A 20,609-nucleotide genomic window follows, 5' to 3' on the forward strand; every position below is an offset into this window, starting at 1 on the left:
TAGGAGTATTCATGGCTAATCTTTGGCTTGATTTGGGCAACACCCGCCTAAAGTACTGGTTGACCGATGATGTCGGTCAAATCATTACCTGTGATGCAAAGCAGCATCTACAAGCACCGGCAGAACTATTAATAGGTCTAACCGACCGCTTTTCTAGCTTGGCACCCGAGTTTATCGGGGTATCCTCTGTGCTTGGTGAAGAGGTCAATGCTCAGGTAGCTGAGACCTTAGCCACGTTAGATATCTCCTTTGAGTTTGTACATGTCGATGCCTGTCACCCCTTATTGAGTAGTGATTACGATCCTGCTCAATTGGGTGTCGATCGTTGGTTACAGATATTAGGTGCAGTCGATCGCAAAAAGCGCCAATGCATTATTGGCTGCGGCACTGCTGTTACGATTGACTTGACCGATCATGCCCATCATCTTGGTGGCTATATTTTCCCCAATATTTATCTGCAGCGTGAGGCGTTATACTCAGGCACTAAGCAGATCACGATCAGTCAAGGCACGTTTAATAGTATTAGCCCTGGCACCACCACTTCTGACGCGGTGCACAGAGGGATTTTGTTGTCTATTGTCGGCGCTATTAATGAGATTGCCAGACGCAATCCCAACTATGAGCTGACGTTGACTGGCGGTGATGCGCCTATCTTAGCGCAGCACCTTACCTATCCGATTCATATTCATGAAAACTTACTGTTAAACGGGCTGATGCGTTATTTTGAGCAGCAACCCTCTGTTGGATCTTCAGCACAAATAGCGCTTAATATAGATTAACGCTCAAGCCTATCAGTTTGAATAAAACGGATAGTCGATATAACCGACTAGACCGCCACCATAAAAGCTTTCAGGGCGCTGTTCATTCAGCGCTAAGCCTTTGGCAATACGCTCAGCCAAGTCTGGGTTGGCGATATAATCACGGCCAAAAGCAACCGCATCAATCAGCCCCTCTTGCATCAACGTTTCCGCTTTTTCCGCACTATAGCCACCGGCCACAACGATTGTATTGCTAAAGGCTTGGCGAATTCTTTGTCTAAATTCAACACGGTATGGCTGACCACCTGCCCAGTCTGGTTCTGATAAATGCAAATACATTAGATTATGCTTATTAATCTGCTCAATTAGCCATATCGCTTCGTCTTCATCATAACCACCATCAACATTATTGAAGCTGCCTAGTGGCGAGATACGAATACCTACATGGTCAGCATCCCATGCATTAACACAAGCCTCAATCACTTCTAGCATCAAGCGAGCACGATTGTCACGGCTGCCGCCATAGTTATCGGTACGCTGATTGGTATGCTGTGCCCAGAATTGATGTAATAAATAACCATGTGCACCGTGAATCTCTACCCCATCAAAGCCAGCTTGCTTGGCATAACTGGTCGCTTGAGCAAAGTCGGCAATCACTTGCTGTATTTCATCAGTAGTGGCTGCACGAGGCGTGGTGCTCTCTGCACGTAGTGGATTGCCTAATGCGTCACGTAAAGTGGTGCGTACGCCCACATTAACCGCAGAAGCAGAAATTGGCGCTAACCCCTCAGGCTGCACGCTACGATGCGACACTAAGCCGGTATGCCACAGCTGGACCACAATTTTACCGCCTTTAGCGTGCACCGCGTCGACGATTACCTTCCAAGCCGCCATCTGCTCTTCATTGTGCAGACCAGGCGCACCAGCATAGCCTTTGGCTTGAGCCGATACTTGTGTCGCCTCAGCAATAATCAAACCTGCTCCTGCACGCTGTGAGTAATATTCAGCTGCTAGAATATTGGGCATATCTGAGGGCTCAATAGAACGTAGGCGAGTTAACGGCGCCATAAATACTCTATTTTTGAGAGTTTGTGCACCAATGGTGAGTGGTTGAAATAATGTGTCATGCGCCATGATAGGCTCCTTTCGTAAATGCGATCGATAACAATATGACCGATAAAATGAAAAAAAGTTGATTAAAGTTGGCTATTATTATGACAATATTGACCAAAAATAAAAGACAAAATAGACCGGTCGTTACAATTTATTATATTTAGATAATAAAAAGCCCACTGCATTCAGTGGGCCTCATCTTAAACTTTCACCTTAAACAGAAAAACTGTTATTTATTCAGCTTCGTGCTTTTGCATAAACTCATCATGCTCTACTTGATATAACGCACCCAAACGCTGCTGCAGATCATCATCTAAGATCTTACGGGCTTGTTTAAAAAACTCGTTCTCTTCTTCTTTTAAATGATGACGCACCTTATGGATTAAATCAGCACAGGTATTATCCCAGGTCTCTTGGCTGATACGACCATCACCCAAAGTTTCCATCATCTCATCCATTTCATGGTGCTCAGTGATGGCGTGGCGTGACAAATCAAGGCCGTCGTCATGCTGCATCACCGGAATGTATAAGTGACGCTCTTCGGCAGCGGCATGAGCTTGTAGTTCAAGCTTTAGTTCCTGATAAATGGTATTGCGCTTGTCATTATCGGTCTCTTTTTCAAGCTTGTCACACAGATCGCGCTGCACTTCATGCTTATCAATCAATGCGGCGAAAATATCTTTATCTAATTGAATATTATTGTCCTGACTCATTATACTCCTCCTAACAGTGATAAATTTTAAGCTCTATTATTTATTCTAATAATTGAAGTATAAGCAGTCTGGTGACAAAAAGCTGTGGTAGTTGGCTTAAGATTTGTGTGGGCTTGTGAATAATGACAGCCATTCTTATTTAACAAGCGTATTTAATAAGCATTATCGAAAACTGACTGGGGTTTTGCTCAAAAACCTTGCCTTATTGCATTATTTACTGGCTTTGCCCTTTTTCTTTCTTAGCGAGCGCAGTAGGCTTTGATGGTGAATTTTAGGCATTTTTAGGGTCACAGTACTCGATAGCATGTCATGAACCGCTAAACCGCGACTGTTAAACAAACAAAACGCATAGTTAAAAATTAAACCGAAGAAAGCACTAAGCAGCATTGCCCAGCGGGAGCCATGTAACAGATAACCAATCAAACCGCACATCACAGGTACCACACAGGCAGCGAGAATACGCTTAATGCTCAGCATCCATGTTAATAACTGCCCGTTACTATCCACGGTCTTTAAGCGCCAAGTCTGCATACCTAAGGTTTGACCAGCACGACGCCAAAACAACCCGTAGAAGCCAATCAGGGTCAAAATAAATGCAGGGGTTAATACTAGGTTTTGATACCAACGCGGCAGGGTCTGCGCTTGATCTGATGTGACCCCTGTTTCCATAGTCAGCATGGTACCAATAACGGTTAAAACGGTACCAACCAAAAACAGCAACGCCAATATCAACATGCCATCATACACAATCGCAATCATACGCACACCGGCTTTCGCAATCTCCGGCTCACCTGATACACTCACCCCATCAATACCGGTTGGGCGTAGCTTTTGTTTTTGGTTTGCGGCAGGGTTTGCTGTCGGACGACGCGATAACTTGTTTTTAGACATAATGATATGGATAACCTAATAGTGACAGACAGGTAATAAAATTAACCCGTGTATTGTAGCTTATTTTGAGCCTCAATAAGTAATACTGCTCTCAACCACAAACTAACTTTATCAAATTATAGCCAGCGAACTACTAACGGTTACGGCGTTAACCTTGCTAAGCCTACATTAGTAGTACTTGCGCTCGATTGCCTTGTAACCATTTTAGACTTCTTTGACTATACTTTGGCTTATTGGTTACTTTAAGAAGTTATCCATAATCTCAAAAGATTATTATTTATCGAGATCAGTTATAGAGATTTGCTATCGGAATTAGTGATGCTGGTACTGCACTAGTAATAGATTATTTTATTAGAAATATAATTTTAGAATACTAGAAAGTAGGGATGGCAAAACAGTTGCTGCCAAAAGTGAGGATGTTAATAAAAGTGAGGGTGTTGATATAGGTTGAAGCTGAAATCTTAAATTTTAGGCATAAAAAAATCGCCAAACAATGGGCGATTGATTTTATTTATCGTTAGATGGTGCGCCTGGAGAGATTCGAACTCCCGACCCCTTAGTTCGTAGCCAAGTGCTCTATCCAACTGAGCTACAGGCGCATATTGTCTTATCAACAACGATCTAACTGATAGTGTTAACACTGATTTCTATTATCAAAATTGCTCAAGATAAGTTGAAATAAGTTGTCGTTAACAGGGTGACTATTATAGTCATATTTTTTTAGTAGTCAACATTTTTTTGATTTTTTTATTTAAAAAATAAAGTATCAAATAAATGGCGGTGAAGGAGGGATTCGAACCCTCGATACGCGTTAACGTATACACCCTTAGCAGGGGTGCGGTTTCAGCCACTCACCCACTTCACCGTAACTGCTAAAATACACAAATGAGCTGCCGGTCATTAAGACCATTTACCTCATGTTGTGGGCGTGTATTATAGCAAACTAAAACCAGTTTGCAAGCATGTTTTTAAGGTTTTAGTAAATTAAAGCAATTATCCGACCATTGGCAACAAGTTTTGGGCAATAATATTGATAAAAATCTCAATCAATAACATGCCAAAAATAGCAATCATCGGTGACAAGTCAAGCATACCTAAGTTCGGTGTGATACGGCGAAAAGGCGCCAGTATCGGCTCAGCCATTTGAATAATAATTTCAAAAATTGGATGCATCTTTTGAGTAAACACCACAATCCAGCTGATAATAATGGAGCCGATAATTAAATAACGCGCTGCACGTAAAAAACTTAGAATTAAACTTAATGTGCCTTCAAAGAATAAACGAATCGGGGTATAACCGTGACCTGCTAATGCCGCATTACCTGACAAATCAATCAGCTTTAGGATAAACAACAGCATCACAGCTGCCAAACTGACGCGCCCATCCCCCACTGTCGGAAAGATACGGCCAAATACATCGACGATACCTGTGGCCTTATAGGCAGGCGCCACTGCCGGATGATTGCGTTCAAATCCTGCAAATTGCAACATGAAGCGAATAAAGATCAGCAACATGGCAAAACTGATGACCATGTTAAACAACGGAATAAAAGAACTAGACATTCAGCACACTCTTACTAATTTAAGGATGGGTCACAGGGCATTCTACATATTAAGCCTGATGTACGAAACATAAAACTCATGGCTCAATACATTTTGAATCATGACCTTTTAAGATAATGGGATTGTACCAGTTTTTCCATGTTTTTCTTTGACTAAATTTTAGGCCCATTGATTGGTTATAGGTTGGCTCATGTCAGCCGCTACCGCCATAACCAACACTAGGCCTAAACTTTTAACGCACACTGTTAAATTTTTAACGCACACTAACCACTATTGTGCCAACTCTTGGCTAATCTGGACACTGCGATCATAACAAGCTTGCATGGCTTTTTTCATAATTTTATCTAGGCCATCTTGTTGTAGCGACTCAACTGCCGCTTGCGTTGTGCCATTCGGTGACATGACCTTACGGCGTAGCTCTGCAGGCGTTTCATCACTGGTGATTGCCATTTGCGCTGCACCAAGTGCGGTTTGCATAGCCAAAGCACTGGCTTGTTTTTCATCAAGGCCAAGCTCAACACCTGCATTAATCATAGACTCAATCATAAAGAAGAAATAGGCAGGCGCTGAACCAGAAACTGCAGTAACCGCATGCAGCTGCTCTTCTTCTTCAACCCAGCTGACCAAACCAGACGCGGCCATAACTGCACCTGCTAATTGCTTATCATCTTCACTGATGCTGTCTGTGGCATACAGACCTGTTGCCCCTTTTTGAATCGTAGAAGGCGTGTTTGGCATGGCACGTACAATATTTTGATAACCGCCTACCATCTTACTTAGTGTCTCTGTTGACAGACCTGCTGCCACTGAAATCAATAGTTGCTTGTCTAACACGTCAGCAAACTCAGGCAGTACCTCACCCATCACTTGTGGCTTAACCGCTAACACCACGATATCAGCAGACTCAACCGCAACTTTCGGGTTGTCTGTTTCAGTATTGCCTTTTGGATTAACCGTATTGATTCTCTTACTGCGAAATAAAGCACGCGTTTCTTCTGATGGGGCTGCAACCGTAATATCTGTTGGCTTGATGCCTCGACCAATTAGGCCACTGATTAAGGCTTGCGCCATGTTACCGCCACCGATAAAGCTGATTTTCTTTCCTTTTAACTCTGACATGATTGCCTCATTTCGTTATTTAATATCGTATTTGTTTTAACTTGCCATTATTTTAGAAGAGTGGTTAGTGTATCACAACCTATATGACTATTCGTGTCACTGCCGCTAAGCGTTGATTACTCTCACTAAACACTCATTCGCTAACTATCTATATCCCTAATCTCAATATCGCTAACCAACTTCTGATTATCAACCAAAGTAGTCAGCGCTGCCAAAAATGGACTTTGTAGCAATATAATTGCCTCTGGGGTAACTAAAAACAGTGGCGTTGAACTCGACACTTGATCTGATTCAGTCACTAAAGAACACAACACAACTGAAGCGCGCTTAAAGCTGGGTTGCCCTATCGCTTGCAGCAGTTTTTTACCTGATTTACGGCCAACACGACCCGCTAACGACACCTTGATATCTCGAGGCAATGGCTCAAAGCTGAGCTCAGCTGGTTTGAGGTGCATTAACTGGTTTAACAATACAGACGATAAACCAGTCATACCCTGTATATACCAATTAAATACAGAGTCTCCCTTCCTCAACATTAATTGATCTATTGATTGAGCAGCGTTTAAAGGTAGTATTTGTTGTTCAATAGGCTGCTGTAGCCAATCTACCCACTGCTGACTGAGGCGATACAGATGATTTTTGTATCGGCGAATTTGGTATTGCTGAGCGGCACTGTCCCAATACAAACAGCTTTGATGGTCAGGATTTTGACGACTGGCCAACTGCAATACTTGATCAACCAAGCGCTTAGGCGGCGATAAATCCTTTGCAGTTGGCGCCAGCCATGCATGTATCAGTGCCGACTGGCGAGCGCTTGAGAGTAGCTGTAATTTATCGATATCAAGAAGCGACTGCCAAGCGCTATTGCCCGCACAAACCTGTGACAGATCAGCGTGTGTTTGTTCATCGATAATAACTGCCGCGTCTTGCATTAACAGACCGGTTCGAGCGATGGCCGACTTAGCTTGTGGATAGCGCTGCGTAATGTGGGGCAATAACAGACTGCGAAGCCAAGCCCTATCATTTACCGTTTGTGGATAAGTTATGTTTTGCTGATGCGGCCCACTATCAAGCTCATCATGAATATCCGGTTTATTGATGAGTGGTTCATTAACTGGGGATTCACTAATAAAGGGTTTATTAATTGAGTCACCGACAATATTGGTTGGGTCATCGATATAATCTAGCTGCTGAGCTTGCGCATACTCAGTAATTTGATCGCGGCTGACTGCTAGCCAAGGACGCCACAAAAAGATTTGTTTGTCGGCATGGCTTTTAGAGGTCCACGGCCGCATGCCACCAAGCCCTGTGACCCCTGCCCCACTAAACAGACGCATCAATATGGTCTCAACCTGATCGTCTTGATGGTGGCCAAGCATTAAGACATCATCGGCATTCATGACCTGCATCATGGCTTGGTAACGCGCGTTGCGTGCGCCTTGCTCACTTTTATCCTCTAAATCTAAGTTTAGCACCTGACAGTGCATGTGCTGCTTCTTTGCCCAGGTCATTACCTGCTGCGACCAAGCTGCATTGGCCTCTTGCATGCCATGATTGACATGTAACAGTTGTGGCAAAAAAGGCAGCTGCCCACTATAGAACAACTGCCGACATAAAATAGCCAGACTTAACGAATCACGCCCACCGCTACACGCCAGCCACACCCGCTTACCGTTTAACGACTCAGCAAACTGATGAAAACTATCGAGCAAAGCATGGGTTAACGCATCGGTGGGGGTCATAGGCTATAAAACTATTGATTAGAAAGAGAGTGGTTTATTAGAAAAACAGCAGGACATTAGGACTATGCTGGATAAGAGGATTGTGGTGCGACATCGGATGCAGTCATTGCTCTGATAATATCATCGCGTCAGCTTAACCTATTCAGAATAATAGGTCACCCGATTGTCTCTTAAAAATCCTGCCAGCCCCAACCCATAGCGTTGCGCCACACGTACCGCTGTGCTGGTCGGAGCAGACATGCCCACTAGCCAAGGTAGCTTTGAGCGCACCGCCTTTTGTACCAGCTCAATAGACAGCCTTGAGGTCATCACCACACAATCAATCTCTGCTTGCTGACGCAATTGCCAACCAATCAGCTTATCTAGTGCATTATGACGACCAACATCTTCAAAGATATACAGCTGACCCTGATACAAAGTAGCGGCTGCATGCACCGCGCCGGTTAATTGGTGCGTGGTTTGCGCCGCATCGATTTGCTGACGCATAGACAATAGATAGTCCAGCTCTGGTCTATTAGTGATGGGTTTTTGATATTGACTCAAATCAGGTAGCGCTTGGCTAAGCCCTGTCATACCACACATACCGCAGCCGGTTCGACCTGCCAGTTGCCGACGCTGTGCTTGAATACGTTGATGACTGCGCTGATTGAGGGTTAACTCAACCACATAGGCATCATAGTCTTGTAGCTGCTGCTGTAGTTGCTCAAGCGTTGGCGATTTATCAGCATCGTTAGGGCTAAACGCCTGCATATCTGATGCACTGGTTATCTGTGTTACTTCCCAATCAAGCAAGTGTTGACTGCGCTCAATCAAACCTTCACTGAATAAAAAGCCCAACGCCAAATACTCAAGCTCACTGGGGCTCGCCATTAATACTGCATAATGAATGCCGTTAATAACGATAGCAACTGCGGCTTCAACAGCCAGACTTTCAGTTAAACAAGTGGGGTCAAAATAGCCAGGTGCTTTCTTTACACTGCCCTCACCTGAATGCAGATCCAAGCCATTAGAATCGTGACTATCAACTAAAGCTTTTTGTTTAAGCACACTGCTTTGAGCAGGGTTTTGATGGCTGCTTGCTTGTTTTGAGCTGTTTACTTGTTTTAAGCTACTTGCTTTTTTTGAGTCGCTTGCCTTTTTTAAATAATCACGATGAATAAGATGTGAACGTGCCAGTAGTATCACCGGCACATTTCGCTCTTCATCAGCTGCCGACACTGGCATTGATGTAGCCTCACCCTCTGGTGTTGGCTGTTGTTGCCGCTGCCTTGTATCGTGAGTGGTGGCTATCATCTTAGCCCCGCTCTAGCACCACAGTCACTGACTTGTAGGACGGAATATGCGAGTCAGGGGCATGACTGTCTAAATCCATCAAGTCATTACATTCAGGATAGTAAGCCGCAACCGCATTAGAAGCGATATCCATTGGTGTCAATACAAGCGGCCCTAAACGACGCGCGCCGCCCTGACTGTCTTGACGGGTGACGGTAATCTTGTCACCTTGTTGCCAACCCATACGCGCCATCTCATCAGGATGCATAAACAGCACGTCACGGCGTTTGGTCTGACGATAACGGTCTTCATGGCCAAAGATAGTGGTATTAAACTGATCGTGACTACGCACGGAAGTGAACTGCCAAACCGCTTGCTGTGCGCCGCCTTGCTGTTGGCTATCACTGTCGTTACCACTCTTATGAGAGGTTGTGGTTTGCTGCATTTCTTTGGCGACATAAGTAATCGGATACTGCGGCACTTCAAATTGTGCTTTACCCGACGCGGTATGCCATTCATGATGACGTGCCGGATGATATAAATGAAAACCACGTTCATTCTCACGAATGCGCTTATTAAAGTCATCAAAACCATTGATGGCTTGCGCAATATAATCACGCACTAGATCATAATCTTCACTCATGGCTTGCCAGTCAACACCGCTGTCTTCACCAAACAGATGTGTTGCCATACCGGCCACAATTTGAGCTTCCGACTTCAGCTGGTCACTGACTGGAGATAAAGTGCCGCGTGTCGGTACAATCTGACACATAGAGTCTTCAATCGTGGCAAATTGATTGCCTTTTGATGTAATTAGCTTTTCGGTACGGCTTAAGCACGGCAAGATAATATTATCGACACCAGGATATAACATGGTTTCGTTCAGCTTGGTAGCCACAAACACGTTCAGCTGATTATTGGTCAGTGCTTGCTGAATGGCGGTGCTGTCCGGCGCTGCCACTGAATAGTTACCACCCATACCAACAAAGGCTTTAATTTTACCTTGAACCATTGCTTGGGCACCACGGACCACATCATAGCCGTGCTCGCGTGGCATTGGGCGGTTAAACACTTGCTCTAGGCTATCGAGCAGCGCTTTGGCCGGGCGCTCATGGATGCCCATAGTACGATCGCCTTGGACGTTTGAGTGGCCACGTACTGGCGACGCACCTGCACCATCAACCCCTATCATACCCATTAGTAGTAATAGGTTGGTCACCATCGCCACGTTATCATCACCCTGTACGTGCTGAGTAATACCCATACCCCAGGTACAGATAGTGGCTGGACTGTCAGCAATCAATTTTGCCAGTTCAACAATTTCTGCTTGCGAAATACCGCAGCCCAGCTCAATGTCTTGCCACGTTTGATTTTGCACCCATGTCTTCAGCGCGTCATAACCTGAGGTATGCTGCTCAATAAAGGCTTTATTGACTTTGTCATTATCAATCAGCCATTTAGCCAGACCAGTTAATAACGCTGCATCACCGCCAATTTGAATTTGTATAACATCATCGACCATGTCATCGCTTGAGCCTGCGACCATATGGGTGACTTTTTGTGGGTTTCTAAATCTTTGTAACCCCTGCTCACGCATCGGGTTGATAGAAATAATTCGGCAGCCTTCACTGTGAGCATGCGCTAACATCTCCAGCATGCGCGGATGGTTAGTGGCTGGGTTTTGACCAAACATTAAAATCAGCTTGGCTTGTTCGAAATCTTCTAATACCACCGACGCTTTACCCACCCCAATTTGCTTAGATAACATCACTGAGGTTGGCTCGTGGCACATATTTGAGCAATCTGGCAAGTTGTTAGTGCCAAAATAACGCACAAACAGCTGATACATAAATGCCGGCTCATTGGTCACGCGACCAGAGGTATAAAATAGTGCTTCATCCGGCGATTGTAAGCTTTTTAGCTGCTCGGCAATACGCGCAAAAGCATTATCCCAACTAATAGGAACATATCGATCTTGCTTGGCATCATAATGCATTGGCTGAGCTAAGCGCCCTGCTTGCTCTAGCTCATAGCCTGACCAGCCTTGTAGCTCTTTTACTGAATGCTTGGCAAAAAAGGCAGCATCGGCTCGCTTAGTCATCACCTCACTGGCCAATACTTTAATGCCCGACTCACACACATCAATGCTTTTGTGGGTCTTGTGATCCGGCCATGCACAACCTGGACAATCAAAGCCGCCTTTGGGCTGATTACTACTAAACACACTTGCGCTACCACGTAAGAATGCTTTGTAATCCATAAGAACACGGCTGGAATCGATTAAAGCAGACCAGCCAGCAGCGGGGTGATTATAGACAGGTATCTTGCGCATGATGAATCCTTATTATTCTATTAAAAATATATCAGTAGATCGCAAAATCATACTTTATATTAATAGTATACAACTGCTCACTTGCATTAGCACCTATCCTAAACAAAAAAGAAACCTTCAACAGCATGACGCCATTGAAGGTTATAACCAGAGATATAAAACTGTGAATATTTTGGGTTAACCCAGATAGTGTTTAATAAAAATTACCTTTAATAAAAACTACCCTAAAAACCCACAGTAGAATCAAAGGTTCTTAAACGTTGATAACGCTGTTCTACCAGCTCATCGACGTCAACTTGCTCAGTTAAGATACCGCCATGCACCCGTAAACCTTTCGTCTATACGCTCATGGGCATGTTATATTTCACAAACGCAGCCGCTTTATAAGTACGTGCCATACCCGCGCCAATATTAAACGACCCATCACCCCACAGTGGCGGAAATACGATATCACCACGATTGCCTTTTAAGCCCTCATATCGTTAAATCTTGGGTACAAAAAAACACCGACTACGTTTAAGTAATCGATGCTTGTTAAATTAGAGTTTAATGATAAATACTGTACTATGCTAATTAAGACAGTTGCGAGTTACGCACTAAACTCTTCAAAAGCCGCCATCGCTTCAGCAGCATACATATAGCTTGGACCGCCGCCCATATAAACACAAACGCCTAAAGTTTCAGCGATTTCTTCACGTGTTGCACCCAACTTAATCAATGCTTTGGTATGAAACCCAATACATGCATCACAGCGCTGTGATACAGCAATCGCCAGTGCAATAAGCTCTTTTTGTTTTTTATCCAACACCCCGTCGTTAGATACCGACTGCGCTAAACCTGAAAAAGCTTTGGTTGTCTCAGGAATACTCTTACCCAAAATTGCTAAGTTTTTACTGACGTGACTGGTAATGTCTTTAAAAGATTTACTCACTGCTCTCTCCTCACTAAGCTAATTGAAAAAGATATTTGATTTAAGAAATGGCTGAACTTAGCTTGGTTTTAATTTATTACCAAGACCTATCTGAGCAGCTTATTTCGTTTTGCAGGTACTCATCCCGAGTAAAGTATATAAAGGGCAGAAACGAGTCAGCCCTGTTACTAAAGGAATCAAGCCTACTGCTCCCCACCAACTACCATAGTAAATACCTAATCCAATAATGATAATACCGGCAATAATTCTTAAGGTCTTATCAGTGCTACCTATATTGGTTTTCATAAGTCACTCCTTTTTTTCAATATTAGTATATTAAAATTTAATATACTTTTATATATAATATATTATCCGATAAATAAAAGCCAGTCTTATTCAAACTAAGTATTCGTTTAACTTATGGATAGAAGATAGTTGCTAAAATAAAAACAAAAAAAAGACAGGCATTTAGCCTGTCTTTTTAAATAGCTGTCTTTTTAAAAACCAACGTTTCGTTTCTTAGTAACACTGACAAGTCGTGAGTCAAAACCTCAGTGTTATCCTAAAAACCCACAGTAGAATCAAAGGTTCTCAAACGTTGATAACGCTGCTCTACCAGCTCATCGACATCAACTTGCTTTAATTCTGCCAGTTGATCAGTAAGCAGCTGTTGTAGGTTATTCATGGTTAGCTTAGAATCTAAATGTGCGCCCTCACCTTCGTCGATGATGGCATCAATTAGACCCAACTGATAGAGGTTATCTGCGTTTAGCTTCAGCGCATCAGACGCTTCTGGTGCTTTTTCAGCAGTTTTCCAAAGGATAGAGGCACACCCTTCTGGTGAAATAACCGAGTAAATGCTGTTCTGTAGCATATTAACCTTATCACCAACACCAATCGCTAGTGCGCCGCCTGAACCACCCTCACCAATAATAGTAACGATAATCGGAGTTTTTAGACTACTAAAAGTCGCGATACTTTCAGCAATGGCTTGTGCTTGTCCACGCTCTTCGGCATCAACACCTGGATAAGCACCTTGGGTATCGACAAAGGTCATTACTGGCAGCTTAAAGCGCTCAGCCATTTTTACTAAGCGAATGGCTTTGCGATAACCTTCAGGATAAGCCATACCAAAGTTGTGGGCGATACGCTCTCGCGTGCTACGACCTCTGTGCTGGCCAATAATAACAACGGGCTCACCATTAAAACGGGCCAGTCCACCAATGACAGCTCTGTCATCAGCAAACGCTCGGTCGCCATGCAGCTCATCAAATTCTGTAAACAATTGACCGACGTAATCTAAGAACAACGGTCGTTTGGCGTGTCTTGCTAAGCTGACGCTTTCCCATACTGCGCTCATAACATATCCTTAATCTTTATTATTAGAGTAGCTGAACCTTTTTATTATTACCTTTGAACTATTTATACTATTAAACGTTAAACTATTAAATGTTCACTATCAGTGTATTTATCACTGACTATTTTATTTTTTACTACTAACTATGCATACCTTAAGCTAAGCGCTCCACACGATGCGCTCATTTAACACTAATCAGCGTCGCACTCCACGCTCAACTGTACACCCCACTTCTTAAACTGATCGATATCATCTTTAAGGTCAAGGACCAGCAGAGCATGTTCTTCTTCATCTGATTCGACACTGATTTGCCAGTTGTCTTTATCGATGATATTTAATTTTAATGCGCTCTTGTCTTGATCATTGCGGCTACGGTGAACCAACACGGCCAAGCGTAATAGTAAGCACAGATATACCAAGCTGTCACCGCCCACATCCTGTGCTTGCTCTAAGCCTTCTGACTTAAGCTTGCGTCTGTGATTACGTGCAATCTGTGCCATTCGCAATTGATCAACTTGAGAAAAGCCGGGGATATCCGAGTATTGTAATAAATAAGCACTGTGATGATGGTAACCACTGTGACTGACTGCCAGTCCAATTTCATGCAAATAAGCAGTACGACGTAATAGATCATTATCCTCACTTTCTAGACCTAACGCCTCATGCGTTTTTTCGTACAAGCGCTCACAGCTTGTGACCACACGTTTGGCTTGCTTTTTATCGACCGAATAACGCTCAATTAATGCCTGTACGCTTCTGTCACGCACATCTTCACTGGCAAAACGCCCGAGCATATCGTACATTACCCCTTCACGCAGCGCGCCATCAGAATAAGCAATAGTCTCGATGCCCAGTACTTTCATGGCAGCACGTAACACAGCGACACCGGCAGGGAATACTGCTTTACGGTGCTCTTTTACACCCTCAAGCTCAATGTCTTCGACTCGGCCAATTTTTAATAGATGCTGTTGTAGCTTTTTGACACCCTCATAAGTAATGCGCTCTTGATCATCAGCCCAGCCTTTTGAAACTAAAACATTACGCACCGCTTTGATAGTACCACTTGAGCCGGTAACACTGCTCCAGCCTGCTTTTTGATAAGAACGGCTGATACGCAATATCTCTTTACGCGCAGCAGCGATGGCATTATTAAATGAATCTTCGTCAATATCACCTGACTCAAAGAACTTCTGAGTAAAAGCAACACAGCCCATCTGCAAACTTTCTGTTAATAGCGGATCGAAGCCTTGACCAATAATAAACTCAGTTGAACCCCCGCCGATATCTATTACCAGACGCTGCTCGCTACTGGCATTGGTATGTGACACACCCAGATAAATCAAACGCGCTTCTTCGCGGCCGGCAATAATTTCGATCGGCTTAGGCAAAATTTCATTGGCACGTTGGATAAAATCATCGGCGTTTTTTGCCTGACGTAGGGCGTTGGTTGCCACAATACGCAATCGATCGGCTGATACCGACTCTAATCTACCCATAAATCGAGATAAACAATCAAGCCCACGTTGCTGCGCCTCTTCACTTAAAAACTTGTTTTCATCTAGGCCGGCAGCCAACTGCACTTTTTCAGACATAGAGGCTATTTTGCGAACCTCTCCATGATCTAGGCGAGCAATTGCTAAGTGAAAGCTATTTGAACCAATATCAATAGCGGCCATCAGTTCGTCATTTTCAAGAAAATTATTGGGCATAAGTGATTGTTTTACCTTAAATTAAACTGTCCGTATCGTAAGATAAGACATTAAAAAAACGAAAGAAGTCTATTACACTAAAATGATAATTGCACAGTCACAACCGGTAATTGTGACAATTTATGTCCATCTATTCTAACAAATTCTATATACGATAGGCTAAATCTAGCACAATATAAACAAAAAGAAATGCGCCTAAAAAAACACCATCTTCATCAAGGTTAAGATGGTGTTTCGCTGATTTTATGTTCTTACTTCATCAACGCGGTTATCTTATTTGCAGGTCTTGTCATGTTGACCAAGCCTATAAGTCTATAAATTTGATGAAGCGTCAACTAAGCGCTAGCTGACCATTGATGCAAACACTTCATCAGCTGCTTTAATGGTCGCATCTAAGTCTTCTGTGCTGTGCTTCGATGACATAAAGCCCACTTCATAAGCCGATGGTGCCAAATAAATACCGCGCTCTAACATGCCATGGAAGAAAGTATTAAACTTATCCATATCGCAAGCAGTCACTTCATCAAAGTTCTGTGGTACACCCGTGGCGTCTTCTTTCACAAAGAATAGACCGAACATACCGCCAAGCTTAGTCGAACGTAACTTGATGCCATGTTTCTCAGCAGCGGCTTGAATACCGTCAACTAAGTAAGTCACTTTATCGGCTACTTTGTCATAGAAACCATCAACGGTTAAATCTTCAAACATAGCGATACCCGCACGCATCGCCAATGGGTTACCTGATAATGTACCCGCTTGATAGACGCCACCCATCGGTGCGATGCACTCCATAATTTCACGCTTACCACCAAAGGCACCTACTGGCAAACCGGCACCAATAATCTTACCGAAGCAGGTCAGGTCAGGCTCAATACCAAAGTGACCTTGTGCACCGCCAAGACCCACACGGAAGCCGGTCATCACTTCGTCAAAAATAAGCACTGCCCCGCCATTAGTACACTCTTCACGTAAGGTGTTGTGGAACTCTTGAGTTGGGATAACCATGTTCATGTTGCCGGCGATTGGCTCAACGATAACACAGGCAATCTCATCGCCCCATTTTTCAAAGCAGTCTTTTACCGCTTGTGGGTCGTTGTATGGCAAGGTAATGGTATGCTTAGCAAAGTCGGCTGGCACACCTTGTGAGGTTGGCTCACCGATATCTAACATACCTGAGCCTGCTTTTACCAATAAGCTGTCTGAGTGGCCGTGATAGCAGCCTTCAAACTTAACAATTTTGTCACGACCAGTATAACCACGTGCTAGGCGAATGGCGCTCATGGTCGCTTCTGTACCTGAGCTGGTCATACGAATCATTTCAACACTTGGCACGATGTCGCAAATGGTATCTGCCACTGAGGTTTCAAACGTGGTTGGCGTACCAAAACTTAAGCCATCATCGGCCGCTGCTTTTACCGCATCAATGACTTTTGGATGCGCATGACCCAAAATCATTGGGCCCCATGAGCCGACATAATCGATGTATTCATTGTCTTCGGTGTCATAAATCTTACTGCCGGCTGCTTTGTGCATAAATACTGGCGTACCGCCAACACCAGCAAAAGCGCGCACTGGCGAGTTAACACCACCTGGAATGTGTTTTTTTGCTTGTAGGAATAATTGTTCGTTCTTAGTACTCATAATTTACACTCTTCTGTCATCGATGAAAGGAAACTGTTTTGATTTTAATTATGAAAATTGCAGTAATAACTACTTTTATAATAAATAGCGACTTTTAATAAGTGACTTGTAATCACTAACTTTAAGTGTTTTACTCGAAATAGTTTGCTTGGTTAAAAGTCTTACATTAAGGGACTAACTGCTTGCCCTCATTAGAATGACCATCTTAACAAAAAAAAGCGAGCTCCGAGGAGCTCACTTTGTATCGTTGTTATTATACAAGCTTAGCTATCAAACAAGCGAAGCCAAATTGCTATACAACGATTGCTACGCAACGTTGGCAACTATAATAAAAGCAATTATACCCGCTTATTATTGATAGTGCTTATGGTTGATTCGGGTCATCTTGCCCTAACGTCTTGTTCTTTTTTGGATAGGAATCCAAGCGGCCTTGCTCATGCTCTAACCAAATCGCATTAACGATGGCCAATAACACAGCAAAACCCAATCCTAATATCCATGCGAAGTACCACATAATGTTCTCCGAAAATAGTTATAAGGGTTAGTAAGAGGTGTGATCATTTTCACGGATATAAGCGACCGTCACCTTACCACGCATCACGCTATACGCCCAGCTGGTATAGAACACAACCACTGGCAGTAATAGCACTACCACATATAGCATTACCATCAAGGTCAAGTGACTAGAGACACTATCCCATACGGTTAAGCTCATGCTTGGCACAGTTGATGATGGCATAACGAATGGGAATAAAGAGACACCCGCCGTCATAATCACGCCCAATACCGCAAAGCTTGAAGTCACAAAAGCAGTTAACGTTTTACCCGCTTTTAATAGGCCCGCTGTGATCAATGGCATAATAACTCCAAGTGCTGGGAATGCCCAAGCCCAAGGATAAGCTTCAAAGTTTGCCATCCAAGCACCTGACTGTACCACCACTTCTTTGGTCAATGGGTTTGGTTTCGCTGAAGGATCAATTTGTGACACGATCGCATAACCATCAATTGACTGAAGCCATACGCCGCCGGCTGCAAACAATACCACCATCGCAATGGCTGAAATAATGGTGTATTTGATGGTACGTGCTTGAATCGCATCTTCGGTACGGTGCGCAAGGTAAGCACCGCCTTGCATAATCAACATAGTGGCACTGACCAAACCACACAATAAAGAAAATGGGTTTAATAATTGCCAGAATGAACCAGTGTACGTCGATACCATGTTGTTATCGAAGCTAAATGGCACGCCTAAGAATAGGTTACCAAACGCCACACCGAACACGACGGCAGGCACGAATGAACCCACGAATAGGCCCCAGTCCCACGCATTACGCCATCTTTGGTCTTTCACCATACTGCGGTATTTAAAGCCCACCGGACGGAAGAATAATGCCCAAAGCACCGCCATCATTGCCCAGTAAAAACCACTAAATGCCAATGCATAGACCATTGGCCAAGCCGCAAATAGTGCACCACCGGCAGTGATAAACCAAACTTGGTTACCTTCCCAGTGTGGGCCTACCGTGTTGACGATAACCCGTCGCTCGTCGTCATTTTTACCGACAAAAGGCAACAAGCTACACACGCCCATATCATGACCATCCATGATGGCAAAGCCAATCAATAAGGCACCGACTAACAACCACCAAATGAGTTTTAGCGTTTCATAATCAAACAACATGATCCGTCTCCTTATTGCTGGTCACAGGGGTAACATTACGTGGCGTTTCACCGTCATAACGACCTGTACCTAAGCTTGCAGGACCCAGTTTTACGTACTTGATCATCAAGTACACTTCAATGATAAGCAATATGGTGTAGAAGATAACAAACCCGGCCAATGAGCCATAAACGTTTGCCACACTAAAGTTGGTCACCGATAAATGAGTCGGTAGCACACCATAAATAGTCCAAGGCTGACGACCATACTCGGCCACGAACCAACCCAGCTCAGCAGCAATCCATGGCGCAGGTAGCATAATAACTGCCCACTTCAGTAGCCATCTATTTTCAGAAAAATTACCTTTGACGGTTTGCCACATTGCCGCTACAAACAATGCTAACATTAAAAAGCCAAGACCAACCATGCCACGGAATGACCAAAACATAGGTGCTACCGCTGGAATGGTGTCGTCTGTTGCTTTTTGAATCATCTCTGGCGTGGCTTGAGAGACATCATCGGTATACTTTTTAAGCAATAATCCAAAGCCTAAGTCATCTTTGACCACTTCAAACTGTGCTTTTAGCGTTTCGTCCTGTGGATTTTCACGCAATTGATCAAGCAAGCCGACCGCAGTGATACCATGCTCAATACGCTCACGGTTGACTTCTTTAATATCATGAATACCTGGGATTTCTTTATCAAACGAGCGTGTGCCGATGATACCCATCGCATAAGGAATTTGAATCTGCCAATCGTTCTTCTCTTCTTCCTCATTAATACCTGCGATCAGGTTAAACGGTGCTGGTGCTGGCTCGGTATGCCACATGGCTTCCATAGTCGCAAGCTTAGTCTGCTGCGCCGCACCAATAGAGTAACCAGATTCGTCACCCAGTACGATAACACTTAAGATAGACGCTAAACCAAAGGCAGAAGCCACTTGGAAACTGCGCTTGGCAAACGCCACATCACGCTTACGTAGTAGGTATAGGGCAGAGATTGATAGGACAAATACCGCAGCGGTCACATAACCTGCTGACACGGTATGAACGAACTTGTTCTGTGCATCTGGATTGAGCAAGATAGTCGCAAAACTATCCATCTCCATACGCATCGTCTCATAACTAAACGAAGCGCCGACTGGACTTTGCATCCAGCCGTTGGCAATCAAAATCCAAAGTGCTGAGAGGTTGGTACCCAAAGCCATTAGTATAGTAACGACCAAATGCTGGGCGCGAGACAATCTGTCCCAACCAAAGAAGAACAAACCTACCATGGTAGATTCTAAGAAGAATGCCATCAGACCTTCAATGGCTAGCGGCGCACCAAAGATATCGCCGACATAATGTGAATAATAAGCCCAGTTAGTTCCGAATTGGAACTCCATGGTGATCCCTGTGGTCACCCCTAGGGCAAAGTTAATACCAAATAATTTGCCCCAGTATTTGGTCATGTCTTTCCAGATCTGCTTACCTGTCGTGACATAGACAGATTCCATAATCACCAGAATCCAGACCATACCTAAGGTCAAGGGCACAAACAAAAAGTGGTAAAGCGCTGTCACCGCAAACTGTAAGCGGGATATATCAACGAGATGTTCAGTAATCATACTAAACCTCCTAAAAAAAAGAACTAAGTCACACTAGCATCTGATTGTCACACTACAACGGCATCGCATTGCTACGTCTTATTAGCCCAATATCCTTATTGTCATGCGCTACCTTACTTACCCACTCCTTATGCACTGTTCAACCATCTAAGTGATTAATCCTGCGTTACCCATGATTTTGACAACATCTATAACCACTGCTATTACTCATAGGGATTAG

Annotated in this window: 17 protein-coding genes and 2 tRNA genes; 1 reads left to right on the forward strand and 18 read right to left on the reverse strand. The window is 43.9% G+C overall.

All coding sequences use genetic code 11. The annotated features are described in order from the left end of the window. Positions 1-11: 11 nt before the first annotated feature. Positions 12-779, forward strand: a complete 768-nt coding sequence (locus A6J60_RS05670; protein ID WP_096065107.1) for a pantothenate kinase — start codon at positions 12-14, stop codon at positions 777-779. A 12-nt stretch (positions 780-791) separates the two neighbouring features. Here A6J60_RS05670 and A6J60_RS05675 read toward each other — a convergent pair whose 3' ends face one another. The 18 genes from A6J60_RS05675 to A6J60_RS05770 form a co-directional block, all read right to left on the reverse strand. Further along, positions 792-1,892 carry an alkene reductase gene (locus A6J60_RS05675; RefSeq protein ID WP_096065108.1) on the reverse strand — a complete coding sequence of 367 codons (1,101 nt, stop codon included), beginning with the start codon at positions 1,890-1,892 and terminating at the stop codon, positions 792-794. Between the two features lie 212 nt (positions 1,893-2,104). Then, the gene (locus tag A6J60_RS05680; RefSeq protein ID WP_096065109.1) at positions 2,105-2,584 is read right to left on the reverse strand and encodes a hemerythrin domain-containing protein; all 480 of its coding nucleotides are present in this window, start codon (positions 2,582-2,584) and stop codon (positions 2,105-2,107) included. Between the two features lie 210 nt (positions 2,585-2,794). Further along, positions 2,795-3,475, reverse strand: a complete 681-nt coding sequence (locus tag A6J60_RS05685; protein WP_096065110.1) for an RDD family protein — start codon at positions 3,473-3,475, stop codon at positions 2,795-2,797. 522 nt (positions 3,476-3,997) lie between these two features. Continuing rightward, positions 3,998-4,074 (reverse strand) — tRNA-Arg (locus A6J60_RS05690). Positions 4,075-4,250: 176 nt separating this feature from the next. Then, positions 4,251-4,340: transfer RNA gene (locus tag A6J60_RS05695), tRNA-Ser, on the reverse strand. Between the two features lie 128 nt (positions 4,341-4,468). Beyond that, entirely contained in the window at positions 4,469-5,038 is a 570-nt protein-coding gene (locus tag A6J60_RS05700) for a YggT family protein (protein ID WP_096065111.1), read from the reverse strand. Between the two features lie 270 nt (positions 5,039-5,308). Continuing rightward, positions 5,309-6,157: a pyrroline-5-carboxylate reductase gene (gene proC / locus A6J60_RS05705; RefSeq protein ID WP_096065112.1), complete on the reverse strand. Its 849-nt coding sequence runs from the start codon at positions 6,155-6,157 to the stop codon at positions 5,309-5,311. Positions 6,158-6,297: 140 nt separating this feature from the next. Beyond that, the gene (gene tilS, locus A6J60_RS05710) at positions 6,298-7,899 is read right to left on the reverse strand and encodes a tRNA lysidine(34) synthetase TilS (protein ID WP_096065113.1); all 1,602 of its coding nucleotides are present in this window, start codon (positions 7,897-7,899) and stop codon (positions 6,298-6,300) included. A 138-nt stretch (positions 7,900-8,037) separates the two neighbouring features. After that, a complete protein-coding gene (gene fdhD, locus A6J60_RS05715) occupies positions 8,038-9,192 on the reverse strand; it encodes a formate dehydrogenase accessory sulfurtransferase FdhD (protein WP_227526075.1) in 1,155 nt (384 codons plus the stop codon). 1 nt (position 9,193) lies between these two features. Further along, positions 9,194-11,503, reverse strand: a complete 2,310-nt coding sequence (locus A6J60_RS05720) for an FdhF/YdeP family oxidoreductase (RefSeq protein ID WP_096065115.1) — start codon at positions 11,501-11,503, stop codon at positions 9,194-9,196. Between the two features lie 589 nt (positions 11,504-12,092). Then, positions 12,093-12,434 carry a carboxymuconolactone decarboxylase family protein gene (locus tag A6J60_RS05735; protein WP_096065117.1) on the reverse strand — a complete coding sequence of 114 codons (342 nt, stop codon included), beginning with the start codon at positions 12,432-12,434 and terminating at the stop codon, positions 12,093-12,095. Positions 12,435-12,533: 99 nt separating this feature from the next. Further along, the gene (locus A6J60_RS05740; protein WP_096065118.1) at positions 12,534-12,719 is read right to left on the reverse strand and encodes a DUF2892 domain-containing protein; all 186 of its coding nucleotides are present in this window, start codon (positions 12,717-12,719) and stop codon (positions 12,534-12,536) included. Between the two features lie 256 nt (positions 12,720-12,975). Then, positions 12,976-13,773: an acetyl-CoA carboxylase carboxyltransferase subunit alpha gene (locus tag A6J60_RS05745; protein ID WP_096065119.1), complete on the reverse strand. Its 798-nt coding sequence runs from the start codon at positions 13,771-13,773 to the stop codon at positions 12,976-12,978. A gap of 188 nt (positions 13,774-13,961) precedes the next feature. Further along, positions 13,962-15,479 (reverse strand): exopolyphosphatase, encoded by a 1,518-nt coding sequence (gene ppx / locus A6J60_RS05750; RefSeq protein ID WP_096065120.1) that lies wholly within the window; start codon positions 15,477-15,479, stop codon positions 13,962-13,964. Positions 15,480-15,821: 342 nt separating this feature from the next. Continuing rightward, positions 15,822-17,120 carry a glutamate-1-semialdehyde 2,1-aminomutase gene (hemL, locus tag A6J60_RS05755; RefSeq protein ID WP_096065121.1) on the reverse strand — a complete coding sequence of 433 codons (1,299 nt, stop codon included), beginning with the start codon at positions 17,118-17,120 and terminating at the stop codon, positions 15,822-15,824. Between the two features lie 364 nt (positions 17,121-17,484). Beyond that, positions 17,485-17,634, reverse strand: a complete 150-nt coding sequence (cydX, locus tag A6J60_RS13675) for a cytochrome bd-I oxidase subunit CydX (protein ID WP_096065122.1) — start codon at positions 17,632-17,634, stop codon at positions 17,485-17,487. Between the two features lie 27 nt (positions 17,635-17,661). Beyond that, positions 17,662-18,798: a cytochrome d ubiquinol oxidase subunit II gene (gene cydB, locus A6J60_RS05765; protein ID WP_264755591.1), complete on the reverse strand. Its 1,137-nt coding sequence runs from the start codon at positions 18,796-18,798 to the stop codon at positions 17,662-17,664. Next, complete coding sequence (locus tag A6J60_RS05770) at positions 18,791-20,389, reverse strand: cytochrome ubiquinol oxidase subunit I (RefSeq protein WP_096065124.1); 1,599 nt, start codon at positions 20,387-20,389, stop codon at positions 18,791-18,793. The genes cydB and A6J60_RS05770 overlap by 8 nt, the downstream gene beginning before the upstream one ends. Positions 20,390-20,609: the final 220 nt, after the last annotated feature.

It is taken from the genome of Psychrobacter sp. FDAARGOS_221, from assembly GCF_002313155.2.
Lineage (GTDB): Bacteria > Pseudomonadota > Gammaproteobacteria > Pseudomonadales > Moraxellaceae > Psychrobacter.

Bases quoted from the DNA above. Each gene is read 5' to 3' on its own strand.
- A6J60_RS05770 (WP_096065124.1), bottom strand. From the start codon at position 20,389: ATGATTACTGAACATCTCGTTGATATATCCCGCTTACAGTTTGCGGTG.
- hemL (WP_096065121.1), bottom strand. From the start codon at position 17,120: ATGAGTACTAAGAACGAACAATTATTCCTACAAGCAAAAAAACACATT.
- A6J60_RS05675 (WP_096065108.1), bottom strand. From the start codon at position 1,892: ATGGCGCATGACACATTATTTCAACCACTCACCATTGGTGCACAAACT.
- A6J60_RS05680 (WP_096065109.1), bottom strand. From the start codon at position 2,584: ATGAGTCAGGACAATAATATTCAATTAGATAAAGATATTTTCGCCGCA.
- proC (WP_096065112.1), bottom strand. From the start codon at position 6,157: ATGTCAGAGTTAAAAGGAAAGAAAATCAGCTTTATCGGTGGCGGTAAC.
- cydX (WP_096065122.1), bottom strand. From the start codon at position 17,634: ATGTGGTACTTCGCATGGATATTAGGATTGGGTTTTGCTGTGTTATTG.
- tilS (WP_096065113.1), bottom strand. From the start codon at position 7,899: ATGACCCCCACCGATGCGTTAACCCATGCTTTGCTCGATAGTTTTCAT.
- A6J60_RS05740 (WP_096065118.1), bottom strand. From the start codon at position 12,719: ATGAAAACCAATATAGGTAGCACTGATAAGACCTTAAGAATTATTGCC.
- fdhD (WP_227526075.1), bottom strand. From the start codon at position 9,192: ATGATAGCCACCACTCACGATACAAGGCAGCGGCAACAACAGCCAACA.
- A6J60_RS05720 (WP_096065115.1), bottom strand. From the start codon at position 11,503: ATGCGCAAGATACCTGTCTATAATCACCCCGCTGCTGGCTGGTCTGCT.
- A6J60_RS05670 (WP_096065107.1), top strand. From the start codon at position 12: ATGGCTAATCTTTGGCTTGATTTGGGCAACACCCGCCTAAAGTACTGG.
- A6J60_RS05685 (WP_096065110.1), bottom strand. From the start codon at position 3,475: ATGTCTAAAAACAAGTTATCGCGTCGTCCGACAGCAAACCCTGCCGCA.
- A6J60_RS05745 (WP_096065119.1), bottom strand. From the start codon at position 13,773: ATGAGCGCAGTATGGGAAAGCGTCAGCTTAGCAAGACACGCCAAACGA.
- ppx (WP_096065120.1), bottom strand. From the start codon at position 15,479: ATGCCCAATAATTTTCTTGAAAATGACGAACTGATGGCCGCTATTGAT.
- A6J60_RS05700 (WP_096065111.1), bottom strand. From the start codon at position 5,038: ATGTCTAGTTCTTTTATTCCGTTGTTTAACATGGTCATCAGTTTTGCC.